We start from the raw sequence: 24,184 nt of genomic DNA on the forward strand, positions 1-24,184 counted from the left end.
ATTTTGCTTTTTTAAAACTGTATTAAAAAATAATTTATTTACTATTAAATTTTACAACTCGTTTAACTTTTTACATATTACGTCGGTATTGCCCACCCACTTCAAACAACGCGCTAGTAATTTGTCCTAACGAACACACCTTAGCGGCATCCATTAGTTTTTCAAAGATGTTGTGGTTTTGGATTGCGGCTTCTTGAATGATCGTGATTTGTCCTTCTACTTCTTTAGCTTTGGCATTGTGTAGGTTTTCTAGGGTTTTGATTTGGAATTGTTTTTCTTCTTCCGTCGCACGAATTACTTCCGCTGGTACTACCGTTGGTGAACCTTTAGAACTTAAGAAGGTATTTACCCCAATAATTGGGAATTCACCCGTATGTTTCAAGGTTTCATAATACAGCGATTCTTCTTGAATTTTCGAACGTTGGTACATCGTTTCCATTGCCCCTAGTACCCCACCTCTTTCGGTGATACGGTCGAACTCGGCTAATACGGCTTCTTCTACTAAATCGGTTAACTCTTCAATGATAAACGAACCTTGGATAGGGTTTTCGTTTTTCGCTAAGCCTAATTCTTTATTAATAATCAACTGGATCGCCATGGCACGACGAACGGATTCTTCTGTTGGTGTGGTAATCGCTTCGTCATACGCATTAGTATGCAACGAGTTACAGTTATCGTAAATCGCATACAAGGCTTGTAAAGTCGTACGGATATCGTTAAAATCGATTTCTTGTGCGTGTAACGAACGTCCAGATGTTTGGATATGGTACTTCAACATTTGCGCTCTTTCATTAGCACCGTATTTATTCTTTAAGGCTTTTGCCCAAATTTTACGAGCTACACGTCCTATTACCGCATATTCTGGGTCAATACCATTAGAGAAGAAGAACGATAAGTTAGGACCAAAGTCGTTGATGTTCATTCCTCGGCTTAGGTAATATTCTACATATGTAAATCCGTTGGCTAAGGTAAATGCCAACTGTGTAATAGGATTGGCACCAGCCTCGGCAATATGATACCCTGAAATAGAAACCGAGTAGAAATTACGAACGTTTTGTGTGATGAAATATTCTTGTACGTCACCCATTAAACGTAAGGCAAACTCAGTCGAGAATATACAGGTATTTTGAGCTTGGTCTTCTTTTAAAATATCGGCTTGAACCGTACCACGCACTTGCGCTAAAGTTTTTACTTTGATGTCTTGATACACATCGGCAGGTAACACTTGGTCGCCTGTTAGTCCTAAAAGCATCAACCCTAATCCGTCGTTACCTTCTGGTAATTCGCCATTATAGCGAGGACGTTCTAAACCTTTCGCATCATAAACCTCTTTGATTTTTTTCTCTACTTCGGCTTCAAGACCATTTTCTTTGATGTATTTTTCACAGTTTTGGTCAATGGCAGCATTCATAAAGAAACCTAACAACATAGGCGCTGGTCCGTTTATCGTCATCGACACCGAAGTGGCAGGATGGCTTAAATCGAAACCTGAGTATAATTTTTTAGCATCGTCTAAACAACAAATAGACACCCCTGCATTACCAATTTTACCGTAAATATCAGGTCGGTGGTCTGGATCGTTTCCGTATAAGGTAACCGAGTCAAACGCGGTGGATAAACGTTTAGCTGGCATTCCTAAGGATACATAATGGAAACGGCGGTTGGTTCTTTCTGGACCTCCCTCGCCCGCGAACATACGCGTAGGATCTTCGCCCTCACGCTTAAATGGATATAATCCCGATGCGAATGGGAATTCCCCAGGTACATTTTCTTGTAAATTCCATTTTAAGATATCGCCCCACGCTTGGTATTTAGGAAGGGCTACTTTTGGAATTTGAGTATGAGAAAGTGACTCGCTATGTGTTTTTATTTCAATAACCTTATCACGCACTTTAAAAGCGTAAATAGGGTTTTTATACTTGTTTACTTTTTCGTCCCACGTTTGAATAATTTCCCAGTTGTACGGGTCTAAATTCATTTTCACGCGGTCGAATTCTTTGATTAATAAGCCTAAGAAATCTTTGTTACTTTCATTTATTTTCAATGAAGATTCAATGATTCCAGCTTTATCGATTTGTGGCAGATTCCCATTCACCGATTCGATAGTTTTGAAAATACCGTATAACTTTTGTGCTACTTCAACTTGCGATAAAGCCGTTTCGTCATATTTACGATTATTTTCGGCAATTTCAGATAAATAACGTGTTCTATGTGGCGGAATCACGAAGATTTTCTCGCTCATTTCACGAGTAATTTCAAAAGTCGATTTTAGGTCGGCTCCCGTTTTCTCCACGATTTTATCCATAATCGACTTATACAAGGTATTCATCCCTGGATCATTAAATTGTGAAGCGATTGTACCAAAAACAGGCATTTTATCAGGATCTACATCCCATAAATTGTGATTGCGTTGGTATTGCTTTTTCACATCGCGAATCGCATCAAGGGCACCACGTTTGTCAAATTTATTTAAAGCTACTAAATCGGCGAAATCTAACATATCGATTTTCTCCAATTGCGTAGCCGCACCAAACTCAGGTGTCATTACATACAACGAAACATCAGAGTGGTCTAAAATCTCCGTATCCGACTGACCAATTCCTGAAGTTTCAAGAATAATCAAATCGTATTTTGCTGCTTTAAGCACTTGAATGGCTTCAGCAACATATTTAGACAAAGCCAAATTCGATTGACGTGTCGCTAATGAACGCATATACACACGTGGGTTATTGATCGCATTCATACGAATACGGTCTCCTAGTAAAGCACCACCTGTTTTACGTTTTGAAGGATCGACAGATATTAATCCGATGGTTTTTTCAGGAAAATCGATTAAAAAACGACGTACTAATTCATCTACTAACGAAGATTTACCCGCTCCTCCAGTTCCAGTGATACCAAGAACGGGAAAAGCCCCCCCCGCCCCCGAAGGGGGTGCCTGAAATACTTTATGAAAAGTATCGGGTTCGTTTTCTGCTAATGTTATAAGTCTCGATATGGTATTTACATCTTTTTCAGCCAATTGATTGTTTATCTCATTGGCTCCCCCTTCGGGGGCGGGGGGGGCTGGTTCTGCTAGTTGAACCAATTCGTTAATCATTCCTTGTAATCCCAAGGCACGACCATCATCTGGAGAATAAATTTTTGTGATTCCGTAAGCGTGTAATTCTTCAATTTCAGAAGGAAGGATTACTCCTCCACCGCCACCAAAAATTTTGATATGACCTGCTCCTTTTTCTTTTAGCAAATCATACATATATTTAAAGTATTCGTTATGACCACCTTGATACGAAGTCATCGCGATTGCATTGGCATCTTCTTGAATAGCTGTATTTACTACTTCTTCTACACTACGATCGTGTCCTAAGTGAATTACTTCGACTCCTGTAGCTTGGATAATGCGACGCATAATATTGATGGCTGCATCGTGTCCGTCAAATAAAGAGGCTGCGGTTACAATTCTAACTTTATTTTTAGGTTGATAAGGTTGTACTTGTTCCATTTTGATTTTTAGTTATCGGGTGCAATTTACTGATTTTAGGGTAAAAAAGAGATGAAAAAAAGGAAAGCAAATAAAAAAAAATTAGGCACATAATTTGTGTATTTTTGAAAAACATAATTAGAAAAATGAAAAAAATATTTATCCTAGCTTTTTTGATTCCTAGTATGAGTCAAGCTCAATTAAAAGACTTTATAAAAAAAACAACGGAATCCGTAATGACTAATACTACTAAAAAAAATGTTTTAGATATTTCAGGAGGTTTAAAAGAAGCGTTAAACAAAGGGGTTACCAATCAAGTTTCTAAGCTTACTGCAATGGATGGTTTTTATGGTAATGAATTAGTTAAAATTGTACTTCCTGACGAACTTCAAAAAGTAGATAGTATGTTACGGAAGATGGGGATGGGAAATTTGGCTGACGATGGAATAAAAGCATTGAATAGAGCAGCCGAAGATGCAGTGAAGGAATCTACACCCATTTTTGTGAATGCTATTAAAAATATTACGATAACGGATGCTAAAAATATTTTATTGGGCCAAGAAGATGCTGCTACTGAGTTTTTACAGACGGGAACTCGTAAGCCTCTTTATCTAAAATTTAACCCAGTTGTACAAAAATCAATTGGAAAGGTAGGAGCGGATGCTGTATGGAAAACAATTATAGATAGATATAATATGATTCCTTTTGTTTCTAAAGTTAATCCTGATATAACGGATTATGTAACGAATAAAGCGCTTGATGGTGTTTTTAAAATGATAGCAGTAGAGGAGAAGGATATTCGAACTAATTTTGATTCTCGTACGAGTGATTTATTGAAAAAGGTTTTTGCTTTACAAGATAAAAAATAAGTTTAAATATATTTTTTTAATTTATAAAAAGGAGGGAAAGAGGGTGTTTTAAAAGATTTTAATTGGGTTTGTTTTAGTCAAAAAGAAGACTAAAATGAATTTTACAGATGGAAAAATGGAGTATTGATAATGTGATTTCTTTTACTTTTAAAAAGTAGAAAACCAAAAATTAAGTTACTACTTTTAAAACACCCACTTTTGAATAAATGATTTTTAGAAATTCATTTATTAGGTATAGAATTTGTTTTAGGAAACATTAAAAATCTTCTTATAATTAAAATTTTCATTTTTTAAGATTTTTTTTAATTTTGTACATGCAACACAATGTACTTATTTTAGATTTCGGGTCGCAATACACACAGCTTATTGCACGCCGCGTTCGCGAGTTAAATATTTTCTGCGAAATTTTTCCTTTTAATCATGTTCCATCAGATTTAAGCAGCTATAAAGCTGTTATTTTATCAGGAAGTCCTTTTTCAGTTCGTGCTGAAGATGCGCCTCATCCCGATTTATCTCAAATTAGAGGTAAAATGCCATTATTAGCGGTTTGTTATGGAGCGCAATATTTAGCTCATTTTAATGGAGGTGAAGTAGCTCCTTCTAATATTAGAGAGTATGGTAGAGCCAATTTGTCATTTATAAAAGATGATGAGACTTTTTTTGAAGAAGTAAATATCAATAGTCAGGTATGGATGAGTCATAGTGATACGATCAAACAGTTACCAACAAATGGGGTTCGTTTAGCCTCTACTAAAGATGTTGAAAATGCAGCTTATCGTATTGAAGGAGAAACTACTTATGCTATTCAATTTCACCCAGAAGTTTACCATAGTGAAGATGGGAAGCAAATGCTTGAAAATTTTTTAGTAAAAATAGCGCAAGTTCCTCAAAATTTTACACCTAATTCATTTGTTGAAGATATAGTAGTTGAAATGAAAGCTAAAATCAATAATGATAAGGTAGTATTAGGGTTATCAGGAGGTGTAGATTCTACTGTAGCAGCTGTTTTGTTAAACCAAGCTATAGGAGAAAATTTGTATTGTATTTTTGTCAACAATGGTTTATTACGCAAAGATGAGTTTCAAAATGTATTAAATCAATATAAAGGAATGGGATTAAACGTAAAAGGAGTTGATGCTTCAGAACGTTTTTTATCTGAGTTAGCGGGTGTTGAAGATCCTGAAACAAAACGAAAAATTATAGGTCGCGTATTTATTGAAGTATTTGATGATGAAGCGCATAAGATAGAAGATGTAAAATGGTTAGCACAAGGCACAATTTATCCAGATGTTATAGAATCTGTATCTGTAAAAGGTCCTTCGGCAACTATAAAATCACATCATAACGTAGGAGGATTACCTGATTTTATGAAATTGAAAGTAGTAGAGCCTTTGCGTATGCTATTTAAAGATGAAGTGCGTAGAGTAGGTAGAAGTTTAGGTATAGATGAAGAACTTTTAGGACGTCATCCTTTTCCTGGGCCAGGATTATCTATTCGTATTTTAGGTGATATTACACCAGAAAAGGTAAGAATTCTACAGGAAGTAGATTCTATCTTTATAAAAGGGTTAAAAGAGCATGGTTTATATGATAAAGTATGGCAAGCAGGTGCTATTTTATTACCTGTAAATAGTGTAGGTGTTATGGGAGATGAACGTACTTACGAAAAAGTAGTGGCACTTCGAGCAGTAGAATCTACAGATGGTATGACAGCTGATTGGGTTCATTTACCTTATGATTTCCTAATGAAAGTGTCTAACGAAATTATAAACAAAGTAAAAGGTGTTAATAGAGTAGTTTATGATATTAGTTCTAAACCACCTGCAACTATAGAATGGGAGTAATTCTTTGCAGTTGATATTTAAATAAAAATGCCGTGTAAAATAAAAATACACGGCATTTTTATTTAAATTGGTGTTCTCAAATAAATTACTAAACTTATGCTTAAATACCTACTTTTTATTTTCTTTTTTTTATCCCAATATTATTACGCCCAACAAGAAAAGACATTTAAACACCTGATTCAAAAAAGCGAAACCTTAGAATCTATTGCTTTAAAATACAAAGTTTCAAAAAAAGAAATTCTAAAACTAAACACAGGTGCTGAAAAAGGAATTCAGGAAAATACGATTTTAATAATACCCAATGTGCATTCTATTTCTTATATGTTTAAAAAAAATGATGTAAACGCGGTATCTTATGATAAACATGAGGTTTCAAATAAAGAGACTTTATATAGTATAGCAAAACAGTATCAACTTTCCGTAGAAGAATTAAAAGAAGCTAATCCGTTACTTGTTCAAACCAATATTAAAGAAGGCTATGTTTTAAATATTCCCCAAAGAGGAATTCCTTATCAGAAAAAAGTAGTCTTTGATGGTAAATTTCATGAAGTACAATCACAGGAAACATTATTTAGTATTGCTCGTTTGTATAATGTATCGGTAAAAGATTTAGATGAAAAAAATGAAATTATACTAAAAGAAGGACTTCAAATAGGACAAAAGATAGAAATTCCTAATAAAAAAAAGACACTAGACGGAAAAGCAAGAATTATAAATGAAGAAACTATTTTTCATATAGTTCAGGCTAAAGAAACTAAATATTCAATTACAAAAAAATATGGTATAACAATTGATCAGTTAGAAAAACAAAATCCTGAAATTATTAATGGTCTGATTATTGGTAATAAATTAGCTATTAATAAAAATATGATTAAAGCAAAAAACGAAAATGAAGAATTAATGATTGCGCTAGCAGAAAAACAAGCTGTTATTGAAAAGTCAAAATCACAAACCTTAAAAATTGAAGATTTAGAAGATCGTTTAAAAGTTCAAAAAGAATTTAATAAAAAAATGATCACACTCAATAAATTAAATATTAATTTAAATACTATTGATGAAACAAAAAATGGTTCTGTAGAACGATTGCGATTAATTTTAGATGCTAATAAAAAAATTCAAGAAGTTTTGATTGCTAAATTAGATTCTTTGGTTATTACGATGGAATATGACTTGAAACAATTAAAAATAAAAAATTTAGAATCTTTAGAAGAATCAAAACGTTTGCAAAAAGAATCAGATCAAAAAAGAAAAGAAACAACGGATTTGGTACAACAATTAAAACATGATTTATCTGAAAATCGTCGCATAATTGTTGGAGTTATGCAAAAAGTTCAAAAGATAAATCAACAAGAAAATCAAGAATATAAGAAAAAAATACGAGAGCAACTTTCTGATAGAGATCAAGTAAGACTTAATGAAATAAAAAAAATAGATCAAGATTTGACAATGAAAGAAGAAAGGAAAGAAAGTTTACTGTCTAAAATCAATGATTTAGAATTAGAAGAAAAAACAGTTTTAAAACGTAAAATTGCGAAGGCTACTTTTTATAGTACTGAAGCAAGAGATTATGATGATCGGTTAGCCTTAGTGAAATTAGAACGAGTTCAAAAAGAAATACCAATAACAGAAATTTCTAATACAGAAACAACACTTGAAGAAAAAAGAAAAATTTTAAATGAAAACACTAATGAAGAATCTACTAAAATTGAAATTATTAATAACCTTCCAGAATTAGAAACAGGTTATTATTTAGTTGCAAACACTTTTACTGAATCAGTAGAGCGCGATGCTTTTGCGCTTCGGTTAAGTTATTCTGGTGAGCGTCAAACCAAGTTTTTTTATAATATAAATAATTTTGGATATTACGTTTATACTAATAAATATCAAACATTAGAAGAAGCTTTGTTTGAATATAAGGTAAAACCAAGATCTGATTTATTTAAAAAACTGTTCATTGTTCAAATCAAAAAAGAACTCTAAATTTGGCCTTGCAAATAGTACTAAAAACCTTTTGAATAAAAAGAGGCGAATCATTTTGTTATCAATTGTTTATAGTAATCTAATCAAGATTTTGAAATTGAAAACACATAATAAAGTTTTGCTTTAAAGGACTAGTTGTCATAATAATTTAAAAGAATTGTAATAAATATAATTTACACACATGAAAAAATTTTTTGGGATTTTATTGATTTTAGGAGGGCAATTTGTGTCAGCTCAAGTAGCAATGATCAAGCACAAAGTGGTAAAAGGGGAAAGTATTTCTCAAATTGCACAAAAATATGGAGTTCCAGCTTCTGAAGTATATGATTTAAACCCAGATGCGCGCGTCAAAATAACAGAAAATACAATATTAATCATACCTGTTAAAAAGAAAAAAGAAACCGTTAAAAAAGAAGATTTAAAAATTATAAATCACACAGTAGCTGAAGGTGAAACATTATTTAGCATTGCAAAAAAATATCAGGTAACACTAGCTGAAATAGAAAAATTAAATCCTTCAATTGTAACAGGTTTAAAGATGGATGAAGTATTGAAAATACCTGTAAAATCAGAACTTAAAACAATTCCTAAAAAAATAACACCACAAGAAAAAACACGTATAGAGCATACGGTTGAAGCTAAAGAAACTAAATTTGGAATAGCTAAACAATATGGTATTACAGTAGATGAATTAGAAACTAAAAATCCTGATATCGTTGGAAAAGAATTGGCTATAGGTCAAATCCTATTTATTAGAGGAAATAAATCAAAAGAAACAATAAAACTCAAAGTAGAAGAAGGAAGTCAAGTAAAAAAAACAGAAATACCTAAAGGGTTAGGAACGACATATACAGTGAAAGCTCAAGAGACTTTGTATGCTTTAGCTAATCAGTTTAGTTGTTCACAAGAAGAATTAATAGGACTTAATCCAGAGTTAAAAGAAGGTTTAAAAGAAGGTTTAAAAGAAGGTATGATATTAAAAATACCAACTATTTCTAAAAGAAAAGAAATGAAAAAAGAAATCATTGATTTATCAAAATACATTTCAATGGGAACTTCTAAAAAAATGGCTCTTTTACTACCTTTTAATATAGCCAAACTAGATCAAGATACGATCAATTCAACTAAATCAAGATTGAAGAAAGATAAGTTTTTAAATATGACTTTAGATTTTTACTCAGGAGCTTTGATGGCTATTGATTCAATTAATAAGCTAGGCGCAAAAGTAGATGTAACCATTTTAGACTCTGATGAAACTCGCTCTTCTTCAAATGTATCAGCCTTAGTAAATGAATACGAATTAAAATCATACGATGCAATCATAGGTCCTTTTTATCAAAACAATGTTGAAAAATTAGCAGCCATATTAGAAAAAGTACCTGTTATTTCACCTTTGTCTAAAGATTATGATAAAAAATATCCTAATCTTTATCAAGCTACTCCATTGCCAGATGATATAAAGAAAACCATGTTTGAATTTATGCGATCTAAAAATGGAAATATTATAGCAATAGTAGATCCTAAAAAACAATCAGCAAAACAATATATACAAGAAAATTGTAAAGAAGTTAGGTTTGTAAATGTTTCTGATTCAGGTGTTTTAGATGTTTCTAGTCTAAAATCATTATTAGTTACAGGTAAAACAAATTATGTGGTAATGGAAACAGAAAAGACAAATTTAATTTTGTCTATTACAACTAATCTTTTAGCATTACAAAAACAGTTTGATGTAAAATTAGTTATTCTAGGAGAAAATGAAGCACTTGATTTTGAAGAAATTCAAATGAAAAGATTGACCAAATTAAAAATGCACTATCCTTCACAACATAGAGTAAATACCTCTAAAGAATACCAAAATTTTGAAACCCAATACAAAAGAAAAAATAAAATTAATCCTAATACATTTGCAATTAGAGGTTTTGATGTAACATTTGATACTCTTTTAAGACTTATGCAAGAAAAACCTTTTGCCGATACTGCTAATGATAACAGTACGGAACAAGCAGAGAGTCGATTTGATTACCAGTCTAATTCAGAAGGAGGATTTTATAACAAAGGAATTTATATTTTATATTACGATACTGATTTAACAATTAAACAAGCAAATTAATGGCAACTTCTAAAGTAACTTATTTAGGGGCTTTACGCACCTCTTCTGTTCATTTAAATTCAGGTTCTGAAATTATTTCAGATGCCCCAATAGATAATCATGGTAGAGGAGAGGCATTTTCGCCAACAGATACAGTAGCTAATGCTTTAGCTTCTTGTATGTTAACGATTATGGCAATTAAAGCACAAGAAATGGAGTTAGAAATTCTAGGTTCAACAGCAGAGGTAACTAAAATCATGGGAACAGAACCTAGACGTATTGCCGAAATCCATATTGTTTTTTCAATGTCTATAGATTCGAATGAAAAAGTAAAAACTATTTTAGAACGCACTGCTATGACTTGTCCCGTTTTTTATAGCTTACATCCTGATATTAAAAAAGAAATAATTTTTAATTGGAAGTAATTTAAGAATCATTATAAATGGTTTTAAAATCAAAAAATAATTTCATTACTATTTAGAAAAAAATGAAGTAATTCAATAAAAATAGGATGAGATTATTTTTTTTGAATTGTAATAAATAAAAAGGACTTTACATAAAAGAGTATTTTGTTCTATAAAAATATTGATTTTTATAATTTTAAAAATTTCTCTTAAAAAGTAATAGTTTTTTAGTAAAAAAGGAATGGACAAGGAACAACTTATAAAATTAGCTCATGCTAAAATGCCTTTTGGAAAATATGAAGGACATTATTTAATTGATTTGCCAGAACATTACATAGTTTGGTATAAACAAAAAGGATTTCCAAAAGGTGTATTAGGACAACAATTAGCATTAGTCTATGAACTTAAACTTAATGGAATTGAGGAATTAGTGCGTAATATTCAACGAAATTTTCCTAAAAAATAATATGAATTTTAAAGATCTGAAAATTTTGTTTTTTTGAAATTCTAAATTTAAAATTGTTGTTTAAATTTATTTGTTTTTTGTGATTTCTAAATTGGAAATTCATTCTAAATAATTGTATTTTTGCGCGGTTTTAAACAACAACACAACAACACAACAAAATGAATCAAACAAAGTATATTTTTGTTACAGGAGGGGTAACATCTTCCTTGGGTAAAGGAATTATAGCGGCATCATTAGCAAAATTATTGCAAGCAAGAGGTTATAGAACCACTATTCAAAAATTTGATCCTTACATTAATGTAGATCCAGGAACACTAAATCCTTATGAGCATGGAGAATGTTATGTAACAGATGACGGAGCAGAAACAGATTTAGATTTAGGTCATTATGAACGTTTTTTAAACGTGCCTACCTCTCAGGCTAACAACGTTACAACTGGTAGAGTTTATCTGTCTGTTATAGAAAAAGAAAGACGTGGTGAGTTTTTAGGAAAAACAGTACAAGTGGTACCTCATATTACAAATGAAATCAAGGAACGTATGCAGTTACTTGGTAAAAGTGGTGAATATGATATTATCATTACAGAAATAGGAGGGACAGTAGGAGATATTGAATCTTTACCTTATATAGAGTCAGTTCGTCAGTTACTATGGGAGCTAGGCGATGATAATGGAATTGTAGTACATTTAACCTTAGTTCCATTTTTATCAGCAGCTGGAGAACTTAAAACAAAACCAACACAACATTCTGTAAAAACATTAATGGAAAGTGGAATAAAGGCTGATATATTGGTTTGTAGAACAGAACATGAACTAACTTCCGATATGCGTCAAAAGTTAGCTTTATTCTGTAACGTAAAAAAAGAAGCTGTAATTCAGTCTATAGATGCTTCTACTATTTATGATGTACCTAACCTGATGCTAGAAGAAGGATTAGATCAAGTAGCTCTAAAAAAATTAAATTTACCAGAAAAAAATACACCTGATTTAAAACAATGGAATGAATTTTTACATCGTTTAAAAAATCCAAAGCATCAAGTAAATATAGGACTAGTAGGAAAATATGTAGAATTACAAGATTCATACAAATCCATATTAGAAGCGTTTATTCATGCAGGAGCAAGAAATGAAACGAAAGTAAACGTTATTTCTATTCATTCAGAGTATTTAGATGCTAAATCAGTGGAAACACAACTAAAAGGGTTAGACGGAATATTAGTAGCACCTGGATTTGGTGAACGAGGTATAGAAGGAAAAATAGAAACCGTTCGATACGCCCGTGAAAATAAAATACCTTTTTTTGGAATTTGTTTAGGAATGCAAATGGCTGTTATAGAATATGGTCGTAACGTATTAGGATTAAAAGATGCCAATTCTACAGAGATGAATAAAGGAACTTCAGCACCTGTTATCAACTTAATGGAAGAACAAAAAAGTATAACAGATAAAGGAGGGACAATGCGTTTAGGAGCATGGAAATGTCAGTTAAAAGAAGAATCTCTAGCTAAAAATATTTATGGCGTAACTGACATTTTAGAGCGCCATCGACATAGATATGAATTTAATAGTGATTACCTAGAAGCAATGGAAAAAGCAGGTCTAAAAGCTTCTGGAGTAAATCCAGATACGGGCTTGGTAGAAGTAGTTGAATTAGAAAATCACCCATTTTTTATAGGAGTACAATACCACCCAGAATATAAAAGTACAGTAGCTAATCCACATCCTATTTTTGTTAAGTTTGTGGAGGCTGCCGTGAAAAATAAAATTAATTAGTTTAAAATAAAATGTTTGATGTTTAGGTGGTTCTAAAACATTAAACTTTCCGAATTTTAAACGCTGAACTAAAAAGGAAATGGAAGAAAAAAAGTTAGACCTTAATTCGATTATCGGATTTACGTTAATTTTCGGTATTATGATGTGGATAATGTATAAAAATCAACCCACACAAGCCGAAATTGATGCTGAAAAAGCTAAAAAAGAAAAAATAGTAAAAGCTAAACAGACACTAATTAAAACAACAGATTTAACCTCTGTAGTAGAAGATTCTACTAAACTAACAGCGGCTTTAAAGGCTACATTAGGAAGTTTTGCTTATTCAGCAACCTTGCCTTCAGCTAAAGGGGAATTTACGACTTTAGAAAATGAATTAGTACGTTTAAAAATTGCTAACAAAGGGGGATATATTGTAGAAGCTACTTTAAAAAACTTTAAATCAATAGATGAAAAAGGACCTCTAGTGCAATTAATAAAAAATAATAATGCGCAGCTCAATCTGGCTTTTCAAACCAAAGAAGGAAAGAATTTAAATACAAAAGATTTATTTTTTGAACCTACTTTAGTAAAAGAAGGAGCTAATCAAGTACTTTCAATGCGTTTAAAAACAAATGAAAAAACTTATTTAGAATATAAATATACATTAAAACCTAATGATTATATGTTAGATTTTAATGTGCGATCACAAGGTTTAGCTAATGTATTGAATACTTCAGCACCTGTTAATCTAACTTGGGATTTAAAAACGTACCGTAATGAAAAGAGTGTAAGCTATGAAAATCGTTACACCGAAGTAGTTTATGAATATGAAGAAGGAAAAGATAATTACTTAAACCAATCAGAAGAAGAAGAAAAAGTGTCAAATTTGACCTATGTGGCTTTCAAACAGCACTTTTTTACATCTATTTTATTAACTAAAAAACCTATTAAAATAGCAAAATTATCAACTCAAAATTTAGTAAAAGATGCCGCTATAGATACTACTTTTACTAAAAAATTTGCTGCTGTTTTACCTTTAGCTTATGCAAACGGTGAATTAGATTATAAGATGAACTGGTATTATGGTCCTTCAGATTATAAGATTTTAAATGCTTATGATCGTAATTTAGATGAAATTATTCCTTTAGGTTGGGGGATTTTTGGTTGGATTAACAAATTTATTTTTGTCCCATTATTTGGATTAATGAGTACTTTTCTGCCTTACGGAATAGCCATTATCTTATTTACAGTGTTAATAAAATTGACCATGTCTCCATTTACTTATAAATCATTTTTATCGCAAGCTAAAATGAAAGTTTTGCGTCCAGAAATGAATGAAATAAATGAGAAGTTTTCTAAAGATCCAATGAAGAAACAACAAGAAACAATGAAGCTTTATAATAAAGCAGGAGTAAACCCTATGGCAGGATGTATTCCAGCTTTGATCCAGTTGCCTTTCATGTATGCTTCTTTTCAGTTTTTCCCATCAGCTATACAATTAAGACAACAAGGATTTTTATGGGCAAAAGATTTATCATCGTATGACTTAATAGCTAAATTACCATTCAATGTTCCTCTATATGGAGATCATATCAGTTTATTTCCAATTTTAGCTGCTATTGCTATTTTCTTTTATATGAAATATACAACAGGAGATCAAGCTATGTCAGCACCACCACAAGAAGGTATGCCTGATATGGCAGGAATCATGAAAATGATGATTTGGATTTCGCCTATTATGATGTTAATTTTCTTTAATAACTATGGTTCAGGTCTAAGTTTATATAACTTATTTTCAAATTTAATGACTTTGGGATTAATGTTTTATATTAAGAAGTTCTTAGTAGATGATGCAAAAATTCATGCACAAATACAAGAAAACAAACAAAAAGAACCTAAAAAACCAGGTAAGTTTCAACAGAAATTGCAAGAAGCTATGGAACAAGCTCAAAAGCAGCAAGAAGAAAAGAAAAGAAAGTAAAAAATATTATTACAAAATAGATTTTATAAAAAAACGTCTCAAGTTTAAATTTGAGACGTTTTTTATTCGATATAGGTTACCCAAGTAATGTATTATACCATTTTAAACTTAAAATATACTAGATTAAAAAATAAAATTCTCAATATGTTTTTTCATTTTAAAACAACTTGAACAGATGGTTGAGTATATAATTAAAATCATCGTTAGTTCGAGCGCGAAGTGCATTTAAAGTTTAAATGATATTAAACCCCTAAAATTACATGTTAAGATAGCGTATTAGGAAGAAAAAGAAATCTTTTTGTTGTAACGAAAACTAGAAATTACGACTAATGCCTGTACTTCAAATAATAAAATACAATTTAATTAATTTTTAAAAAATGTACAAAAAACTAGTTGTTCTATCACTATTAGGCTTTGTTATGTCTAATTGTTACGATTATAAAGAAGATATAGTAACAGAGGTAGATAAAGGAGGATCAGTTGAAACAGAGATGACTATTGAGCATATTGATAGTGAAAAAGATCTTGTGATTACTAAGCATAAAGTTTGGTCAAAAGGAAGTTTAACTAAAGAAATCGTTTATAAAGATACAATACCAGCATTAGGAGAATACGAAGAAGAAGATGAAGAAGGCGAAATTGTAAAAGGGAAAAAAGAGTATGAAATATATTTTACAGCAAAATAAATGAAAAAATCTAACATTATCAATTTAGTTTTGGTGGCAACTATTACAGCTGCCTGTGGCAAAAAAGAGGAAGACTGGGAAGGTGGAGGAGGATCTAATAGAAAAGTTTATTTACGCTCAGATACTACAGCGGTTTATACTAAAAGCGAACAACACCAGCATTCCTATCATGCTTTTAGAGCTTATAGTTCATCAGGAGGTTCAGGGAGTTATTCAAGACGAACAGGTTATTATTCAGATGGAATACATTATAGCTCAAATGTAGGACATAATACTACTAAAGGTAGTGTGAGTAGAGGTGGTTTTGGACATTCAAGTTTTCACGTATCATCTTAAAAATAGATCACTAATTTTTAGTTTATATAAAACTATTTAAAATATTTATTGTCAAATTTTTAAACTAGTTTAATTATATAGTTACTCTAATTAAAAATAAACAAACTAGAATGAATAGAATTACAATTACTCCAAGAGTTGATTGGAGAAATAAAGTAGAAGAACTAGGTTTTAATTTTCATTCTATAGGAGATAAATACTGGGATGAATCAGTATTTTACGAATTTTCTATAGATGAAATTACAAGAATTGAAAAAGCTACTGCTCAGTTATGGGAAATGTGTTTACATGCTGTAGAGTACGTAATTGAAAATGATTTATTTCATAAGTTTCATATTCCTAATTGGTTTATACCACATATAAAAAAAACTTGGGAAAATGAAGACCCTTCTATTTACGGTCGTTTTGATTTTTGTTATAAAAAAGGTAAATTAAAACTATTGGAGTTTAATGCGGATACTCCTACATCATTATTTGAAGCGAGTATTGTACAATGGTTTTGGTTACAAGAATGTTATCCGTATTGTGATCAGTTTAATTCTATTCATGAAAAACTAATTGCTTATTGGGAATATGTTAAACCTTATTTAAAAGGCTCAAAATTACACTTTACTAGTGTGCCAGATTCATTAGAAGATATTACCACGGTGCGTTATTTACAAGATTGTGCAATGCAAGTAGGTTTAGATACATATTATACATCTATAGACCAGTTGGGATGGGACACTGATAATCAAATTTTTGTTGATGATAAAAATAACAGTATCGCTTCTATTTTTAAATTATATCCTTACGAGTGGATGATTAATGAAACGTTTGGAAAAAATATTATATTAGATAAAAATGAAACATTTTGGATAGAACCTAGTTGGAAAATGTTATTATCTAACAAAGCATTACTTCCTATTTTGTGGAGATTATATCCAGATCATGAATTTTTATTAGCCTCCTATTTTGATTCGCCTGAAAATTTGACCTCTTGGTGTGAAAAGCCCATTTTGTCAAGAGAAGGATCTAATATAAAATTAATTAAGGAAGGAGACTTGTTAGCTATGACAGGAGGAGAATATGGAGAAGAAGGTTTTATATATCAAGAACTAGCAGAATTACCAGATTTTTATAATAATTATCCCTTAATAGGTAGTTGGATTATAGGTCAAGAACCTGCAGGTATTGGAATAAGAGAGTCAAAATCTTTAATAACAGATAATACATCTCATTTCGTTCCTCATCTTATAAGAACATAATTAAGTAAATTTTGGGTATATAAAGACTTGTTTATCAATTTTAAAATAATAATACATGAGGCTGTCCAAAAAGTTCGCAATCTTGTTCATTTCGACCAAAGGGATAAATTATATAATGTTGATTTATTATTTTAGGACAGCCTCATGATTATCCAGTCAATTCTGAAAATTGTTATTTTTTTAGAGTGTATTCTTTTATAATGAACTTTTTATCATTTAAAGATTAAAATCCATTATCACCATCTAATAACTTACCAAATCCACCTAACAAACTACCTTCTTCTTTGTTTTGCCCACCAATATTAGATGCAGTAATGATGCGTCCAGCTAAACGACTAAAAGGTAAAGATTGTATATATACTATACCAGGTCCCCTTAAAGTAGCATAGAATACACCTTCTCCTCCAAATAAAGTATTTTTTATACCTCCTATAAACTCTATGTCATAATCTACATCTTTTGTGAATCCTACAATACATCCTGTGTCAATTTTTAAAACTTCTCCGTTTTGTAGTTCTTTGCGAGCTAATGTTCCTCCTGAATGGACAAATGCCATACCATCTCCTTCTATTTTTTGCATGATAAATCCTTCTCCACCAAATAAGCCTCGACCTAATTTTCGAGAAAATTCAATACCTACAGACACACCTTTTGCTGCACATAAAAAAGAATCCTTTTGACAGATAAATTTACCTCCATATTTCATTAGATCTATTGCAATAATTTTTCCAGGATAAGGGGAGGCAAAGGATACTTTTCTTTTTGAAAAATCCTGATTTTGATAAGCGGTCATAAACAAACTTTCGCCTGTTAATACGCGTTTACCAGCACTTAAGAGCTTGCCTAATATTCCTGAACCCTGATGGTTTGAACCATCGCCAAAAATAGTTTCCATTTTAATTCCATTTTCCATCATCATGAAACTCCCAGCTTCAGCTACAACGATTTCTTGTGGATCTAACTCTATTTCTACATATTGCATTTCCTCACCATAAATATGGTAATCTATTTCATGTGCTTGCATTTTCTTAGTTTTTAATGTTTAATAATAAGTTTTATATTATAAGAAAATGTTACAAAAAAGAGTTTAATTTTTTTGAATGTTTCTTAACCATGTATAGTTTCTTTTTTACCATAATTTACAATAATACTTTCTTCAAAAGCAATCCATTCTTTCCAACGATTATCTACGTAATCTCTTTCTCCGTATTTTCTAGCAAAATTTAAAAAAATAGTGTAATGATTAGCTTCAGAAATCATGAGTTCTCTATAAAATTTAGATAATTCTTGATCTTGAATATTTTCTGAAAGTACCTTAAAACGTTCGCAACTTCTAGCTTCAATCATAGCAGCAAATAGCAAACGATCAATCATAGATTGTTCGCGACTTCCGTCTTTTTTAAGGAATTTAGTTAATTGACCTACATAATCGTCTTTACGTTCGCGTGTAAATTCATAATTACGTTCTTTAATAATATCATGAACCATTCTGAAATGATCCATTTCCTCAATGGCTATTTTGGTCATTTCGGTTACCAAATCTTCCTTTTCAGAATTGTTAATGATAAGGTTGATTGCGTTAGTAGCTGCTTTTTGTTCGCACCACGCATGGTCTGAAAGAATTTCAGCAAGGTTTCCTTCTGCTATATTAGCCCATCTAGGGTCTGTTTTTAATTTTAATCCTAACATATAAAAATTATTGAAATACAAAATTACATTTTTTACTCCTAAATTATAATTGTTATTTTGTACAAAAAAAGACTTGGAGACAGTTTTATTTATAGGTTTAGTTTTTCCAGAGCCTACTTCTTCTGCGGCTGGAACTAGAATTTTGCAGCTCATTAATTTATATAAGGAGTTAGGATATAAAGTTGTTTTTGCTTCAACAGCTCAAAAAACAGAAAATTCTTTTGATTTGTTATCTATTGATGTACTTGAATATGCTATAGAACTAAATCATAATAGCTTTGATGAATTCATTTTACAACTTGATCCAATCATGGTTGTTTTTGATCGTTTTATATCAGAAGAACAATTTGGTTGGCGCGTGGCTACTATTTGTCCTCAAGCAATACGAATATTAGATTCAGAAGATTTGCATTGTTTGCGTTATGCAAGACATACAGCAATAAAAAAGAATACGATTTTTGAAGTAAAAAATATTTTAGAAGAACCATCAGCATTCAGAGAAATAGCTAGTATATACAGATGTGATTTAACTTTGATAATTTCTGAATTTGAAATAGAAATACTCAAAAATGTTTTTAAAATAGATGAATCATTACTCCTTTATTTACCTATTTTTTATTTAAACAAAGTTCAAACGATTGTTTACGAGGATAGAAAGGATTTTGTTTTTATTGGCAACTTTTTACATGAACCCAATTCTGATGCTGTTGTTCAATTAAAAAAGATTTGGAAAGAGATACGTAAAGAATTACCAGATGTTAATCTTAATGTTTATGGAGCCTATGTTTCTCCTAAAATAAATCAGTTGAATAATAAAAAAGAAGGATTTAATATAAAAGGAAGAGCTTATTGCGTGTATGAAGTACTTGAACAAAGTAAAGTTTTATTAGCTCCCTTACGATTTGGAGCAGGAATAAAAGGAAAATTATTAGAGGCTATGGTAACAAATACACCATCTGTAACCACACCTATAGGGGCTGAAGGGATAAGTACTACAAATTTTTGGAATGGTTATGTAGTTAATGATATAGATGATTTTATAAAAAAGGCAATAATTTTGTATAAAGAAAAACAAGTTTGGATGAAATCCTGTAAAATAGGAGAGCAAATTCTTTTTGATAAGTTTAAAAAAGAATTATATGAAAAAGTATTCAAAGAACTCATTTCAAAGTTAAGAGAAGATTTAAATAATCATAGGAATCAAAATTTTATTGGTAAGTTGTTATTACAAAATCAATTCGCAACCACAAAATATATGTCAAAATGGATAGAAGAAAAAAATAAAAAAATAATTACTTAAAAGTTCTGTTTTTTTGTATTTTTAATAAAGATTTAGGATAAAAATTAAATTTTATACTTTTGATTAAGATTTTGTATTTTCAGATGATTCAATTATTAGGATTAAATATTAACCAGTCTTCATGGTTTGTATTTTTTTCTTTGTTTGTTGTCTTTTTTATTTTTTATTATGGTTTTTTAAATAAATCTGTACTAAACCGAGAAATCATACGTGATTTTTCAGAATTAGAAAATTCTTATGAGCAATACCGCTTATACTTTTTATTTGTAGGGATAGGATTAGCCTTGATAGAATTTACAGTTGTCTTTTTTAATTTAAGAGAAGACGAAATTTTTCCTATTAATTTTACAATTGCTACTATTTTACTTATCCTGTATGCAGCCAGTTATAAAATTAAATTTATAGAAAAGCATCTAAGAGTATTTTTTACTCTAATATTTTTTGCCTATTTTTTAATTACTTTATTAAGAATAGTAGTACATCCAGAATATATATTTACTTATTTTGATTGGATTGTTTTATTCTTTTTTTCATATTATCTTTTTGCTACCATACATTTTTATTGGGTTTTTGTAATTTTTAATTACTTACTCATAATCTTTCTGTTTTTTTATAAAATACTAAACGAAGTAATGTTCGTTACCTTAGGATGCAGTTGTTTAATGATTTCTTTAATTAATCAAGTACGTTACATTATAAAATATAAAGCAAAAGATACTTTTTTATTTACCAATAATGCTATTAATAAAAAAGCAACTTTGGTTATAGGAATTAATAAAAATGGGACAATAGTTTATTGTTCCCAAAATGTAAGAAATATTTTAGGATATACTTCTGAAGAACTTAAAGGAATGAGTTTTTTAAGCTTAATTGAAGATCCAGAGTTTACAATTGAAAATTATCAAATAAACCATGAGTTTTATACTCGTAAAGTATTAGCAAAAGAAGGCTCCTATAAATATATACAATGGAAGAATGTACAATATTCTGATGATATGTATTTAAGTATAGGTCAAGATATTACAGAAGTAATTAATTTAGACCATCAATATAAAAATTTGATAGAAACCGCTACTGATATTATTTATGAAACAGATAAAGAAGGGAGGTTTACTTTTGTAAATACTTTTGCTAAATCTTTGTTTAATTTGACAAACGAAGAGGTAATAGGTGAAAATTTTGCTCTATTTATTAGAGAAGATTATAAAATGAAAGTCCTCCAGTTTTACCGTTCTCATTTATTAGGAAGAAAAGATATTCCTTCAATAGAATTTCCTGTTATTTTTAACAAAGGAACAGAATTATGGTTATCTCAAAAAGTAAATATAAAAAAAAATAAAGAAGGAAAAATTCTTGGTTTTTCAGCAATAGCAAGAGATATTACACTACTCAAAAATATAGAAATAGAACAAAAGAATAGACAAAAGAAAAACGAAATTTTTAATAAAACAATACATAAACTAGCTATTTTATCTTACAGAGAAAAAGAAAATTTTAATGATAGAATTAATTTAATATTAAAATCTGCAGCAGAAGGAATAAAGATTGATAGAGTAAGTTATTGGACGTATGATAAATTAAGTTTAAAATGTTTTTCTTTATATGATTTAGAATTAGATCACTTTAAAAAAGGTTTAGTATCCTTTAGATCAGATCGTCCTAACTATTTTGAGTATTTAGAAAAGGAAAAATTAATAGTAGCAACCGATGTATATGAATGTTTTTATACTAATGAATTTGTAGATGATTATTTTTTAAAAGAAAAAATTAAATCTATGTTAAACCTTCCTGTTTTTATTAACGGAGAATTACATTCCTTATTAAGTTTTGAAACAACCAAACAAAAAAGAGAGTGGGATAATGATGATATTAATTTTGCAAGATCAATAGCAGATGTCGTTTCTTTGGCAATTGAAACGTATAAAAGAAGAGAAACAGAAGAAAAGTTAGAAGAAAAAACAAAAATATTAACAGCAATTGCTGTTTCAACAGAAAAATTGCTTAAGAATAACAACTTAAATCAATTATTTGAAGAGATCTTTTCTATTGTAGGACAAGCTACTAATATTGATCGAATTTATTATTTCGAAAATAACGAAGCAGAACATTATTTTAGCCAAAAAAATGAATGGGTAAACAAAAATAAAAAGATACAACCTGAAATAGATAACAAATCATTGCAAAAAATGCTTCATAAAGACAATTTAATTTATTACGAAGTATTGTCAAAAAAACAAGTATTTAAAGCCAAAAGTTCCCAAATAAAAAATCCTTTTATTTATCAAAGATTACGTTCACAAGGAATACTATCTATTTTGCTATTTCCTATATTTATAAATGATGTATTTAGAGGTTTTCTAGGATTTGATGACTGTTCAAGAGAACGTGAATGGACAGAAGAAGAAGTAAGTATTTTACAAATTCTAGCTAATAATGTTTCTATTACAATAGAAAGAATAGAAAACTTAAATCTAATAGAAGAATCTCAAAAACAATTCAATCTATTAGCTGATAACATCCCAGGAGTCGTATTTCTGTCAGAATACGACCAGAAATTTTCTAAAATATATATCAGTGACAAAATAGAAAATTTAACAGGATATACTCGTGAAGAATTTCTAGAAGGTAAAGTGTATTTGCTTGATTTGACCCATAAAGATGATAGAGAAAATGTAATATATGAAAATAAAAGAGCATTTGAAGGAAATATACCATTTCAATTAATCTATAGAATTAAGAGAAAATCAGGTGAATATATTTGGATTGAAGAATTTAGTGACACCGTAATTAAAGAAGGAAAAGTATCTTACATAGGAGGGATTCTAGTAGACGTAACTGAAAAAAAATTAATAGAAAAAGAAATCAAAGCACGAGAATATGCTGAAACTTCTAATAAAGCTAAATCTGAATTTTTGGCCAATATGAGCCATGAAATTAGAACACCTTTAAATGCTATTATAGGCTTTTCAGGTTTAATGAAACAAACAAAGTTAGATATGATTCAAAATGAATATCTATCAACAGTAAATGAATCAGCTAAGATTTTATTAGAGGTGGTAAACGATATTCTTGATTTTTCTAAAATTGAAATGGGGAAATTAGACTTAGAATTTAAAAAATCTGATTTACATGATTTAGTATTGCAAATAGTAAAAATTATACGTTTTGATTCCGAAAAAAAAGGAATAGATCTAATTTTTAAATTTGATAAAAAAATTCCCAAATATGTTTCAATAGATCCTTTAAGAATAAAACAAGTCCTATTAAATTTGTTATCAAACGCCGTGAAATTTACAAATGAAGGAGGAGTATTGTTAGAATTAAAACTTAAAGAAATTCAAGAAAATAAAGCTAAAATTCAGTTTTTAGTTCAAGATAGCGGAATAGGAATTAAAAAAGGAAATCATCAGAAAATTTTTGAGCCTTTTTCACAAGAAGATAATTCAACAACTAGAAAATATGGAGGTACTGGTTTAGGTTTAACAATTTCTAATAATATTTTGAGCTTAATGGGAACACAACTCCAATTAGAAAGTAGTCATAGATTAGGAAGTACCTTCTTTTTTGAATTGGATTTGATATTTTGCGAACAAAATGTGGAATGTAAAAAAGAAGAAACTCATAAAAAAGAAGTAATTTATGAAAATTTTACTGCTGAATATTTAAAAACTACGAAAGAAAGAGAATTCAAAATATTAATTGTAGAAGATAATAAAATTAACATGATGTTAGCCAAAACTCTTTTGAAAAAAATATTACCCAATGTGATTCTTATTGAAGCTGAAAATGGAATCATAGGAGTAGAAAAATATATTGAAAGTAGTCCAGATTTAATATTGTTAGATATTCAAATGCCTTTAATGAATGGATATGAAGTTTCATTAGAAATTAGAAAGACAGATCCAAATATTCCAATTGTTGCACTAACAGCAGGAACTATAAGAGGAGAAAAAGAAAAATGTCTAGAAGTAGGTATGAATGATTATATATCTAAACCTATAGACAAAGAATTTTTTGAAGTAACAATACTTAAATGGTTAAAAATTATAAAATAATAAGAA

General features: G+C 30.0%; 16 protein-coding genes. 13 read left to right on the forward strand and 3 right to left on the reverse strand.

Annotated features, from left to right (window positions below):
* Positions 1–70 precede the first annotated feature (70 nt).
* The gene (locus AWN65_RS04430) at positions 71–3,502 is read right to left on the reverse strand and encodes a methylmalonyl-CoA mutase family protein (RefSeq protein WP_060382057.1); all 3,432 of its coding nucleotides are present in this window, start codon (positions 3,500–3,502) and stop codon (positions 71–73) included.
* 125 nt (positions 3,503–3,627) lie between these two features.
* Between AWN65_RS04430 and AWN65_RS04435 the strand changes: the two genes are divergently transcribed.
* From AWN65_RS04435 to AWN65_RS04485, 11 genes are all read left to right on the forward strand, one after another.
* Positions 3,628–4,350: a DUF4197 domain-containing protein gene (locus AWN65_RS04435; protein ID WP_060382058.1), complete on the forward strand. Its 723-nt coding sequence runs from the start codon at positions 3,628–3,630 to the stop codon at positions 4,348–4,350.
* 314 nt (positions 4,351–4,664) lie between these two features.
* Positions 4,665–6,194, forward strand: coding sequence for a glutamine-hydrolyzing GMP synthase (guaA, locus tag AWN65_RS04440; RefSeq protein WP_060382059.1), 1,530 nt, complete (start codon positions 4,665–4,667; stop codon positions 6,192–6,194).
* A gap of 96 nt (positions 6,195–6,290) precedes the next feature.
* Entirely contained in the window at positions 6,291–8,174 is a 1,884-nt protein-coding gene (locus AWN65_RS04445; RefSeq protein ID WP_060382060.1) for a LysM peptidoglycan-binding domain-containing protein, read from the forward strand.
* Between the two features lie 181 nt (positions 8,175–8,355).
* A complete protein-coding gene (locus AWN65_RS04450; RefSeq protein ID WP_060382061.1) occupies positions 8,356–10,284 on the forward strand; it encodes a PBP1 and LysM peptidoglycan-binding domain-containing protein in 1,929 nt (642 codons plus the stop codon).
* Positions 10,284–10,688 carry an OsmC family protein gene (locus AWN65_RS04455; protein WP_060382062.1) on the forward strand — a complete coding sequence of 135 codons (405 nt, stop codon included), beginning with the start codon at positions 10,284–10,286 and terminating at the stop codon, positions 10,686–10,688. Before AWN65_RS04450 ends, AWN65_RS04455 begins: the two co-directional genes overlap by 1 nt.
* 220 nt (positions 10,689–10,908) lie before the next feature.
* Positions 10,909–11,133 (forward strand): DUF3820 family protein, encoded by a 225-nt coding sequence (locus AWN65_RS04460; RefSeq protein WP_060382063.1) that lies wholly within the window; start codon positions 10,909–10,911, stop codon positions 11,131–11,133.
* 158 nt (positions 11,134–11,291) lie between these two features.
* A complete protein-coding gene (locus AWN65_RS04465) occupies positions 11,292–12,905 on the forward strand; it encodes a CTP synthase (protein ID WP_060382064.1) in 1,614 nt (537 codons plus the stop codon).
* A gap of 79 nt (positions 12,906–12,984) precedes the next feature.
* Complete coding sequence (yidC, locus tag AWN65_RS04470; RefSeq protein WP_060382065.1) at positions 12,985–14,865, forward strand: membrane protein insertase YidC; 1,881 nt, start codon at positions 12,985–12,987, stop codon at positions 14,863–14,865.
* Positions 14,866–15,242: 377 nt separating this feature from the next.
* The gene (locus tag AWN65_RS04475) at positions 15,243–15,551 is read left to right on the forward strand and encodes a hypothetical protein (protein WP_060382066.1); all 309 of its coding nucleotides are present in this window, start codon (positions 15,243–15,245) and stop codon (positions 15,549–15,551) included.
* Complete coding sequence (locus tag AWN65_RS04480) at positions 15,552–15,887, forward strand: hypothetical protein (protein ID WP_060382067.1); 336 nt, start codon at positions 15,552–15,554, stop codon at positions 15,885–15,887. It begins immediately after the preceding gene.
* A gap of 110 nt (positions 15,888–15,997) precedes the next feature.
* Entirely contained in the window at positions 15,998–17,134 is a 1,137-nt protein-coding gene (locus tag AWN65_RS04485; RefSeq protein ID WP_060382068.1) for a glutathionylspermidine synthase family protein, read from the forward strand.
* Between the two features lie 223 nt (positions 17,135–17,357).
* Here the strand turns inward: AWN65_RS04485 and AWN65_RS04490 are convergent, their stop codons facing one another.
* Both AWN65_RS04490 and miaE read right to left on the reverse strand, forming a co-directional pair.
* The gene (locus AWN65_RS04490; protein ID WP_060382069.1) at positions 17,358–18,158 is read right to left on the reverse strand and encodes a TIGR00266 family protein; all 801 of its coding nucleotides are present in this window, start codon (positions 18,156–18,158) and stop codon (positions 17,358–17,360) included.
* Between the two features lie 83 nt (positions 18,159–18,241).
* Positions 18,242–18,823, reverse strand: coding sequence for a tRNA-(ms[2]io[6]A)-hydroxylase (gene miaE, locus AWN65_RS04495; RefSeq protein WP_060382070.1), 582 nt, complete (start codon positions 18,821–18,823; stop codon positions 18,242–18,244).
* A gap of 73 nt (positions 18,824–18,896) precedes the next feature.
* Between miaE and AWN65_RS04500 the strand changes: the two genes are divergently transcribed.
* Together AWN65_RS04500 and AWN65_RS04505 are read left to right on the forward strand one after the other, a co-directional pair.
* Positions 18,897–20,123 (forward strand): glycosyltransferase, encoded by a 1,227-nt coding sequence (locus AWN65_RS04500; RefSeq protein WP_060383820.1) that lies wholly within the window; start codon positions 18,897–18,899, stop codon positions 20,121–20,123.
* A gap of 83 nt (positions 20,124–20,206) precedes the next feature.
* Complete coding sequence (locus AWN65_RS04505) at positions 20,207–24,178, forward strand: PAS domain S-box protein (protein WP_060382071.1); 3,972 nt, start codon at positions 20,207–20,209, stop codon at positions 24,176–24,178.
* Positions 24,179–24,184 lie beyond the last annotated feature (6 nt).

Source organism: Flavobacterium covae (genome assembly GCF_001534645.1).
Lineage (GTDB): Bacteria > Bacteroidota > Bacteroidia > Flavobacteriales > Flavobacteriaceae > Flavobacterium > Flavobacterium covae.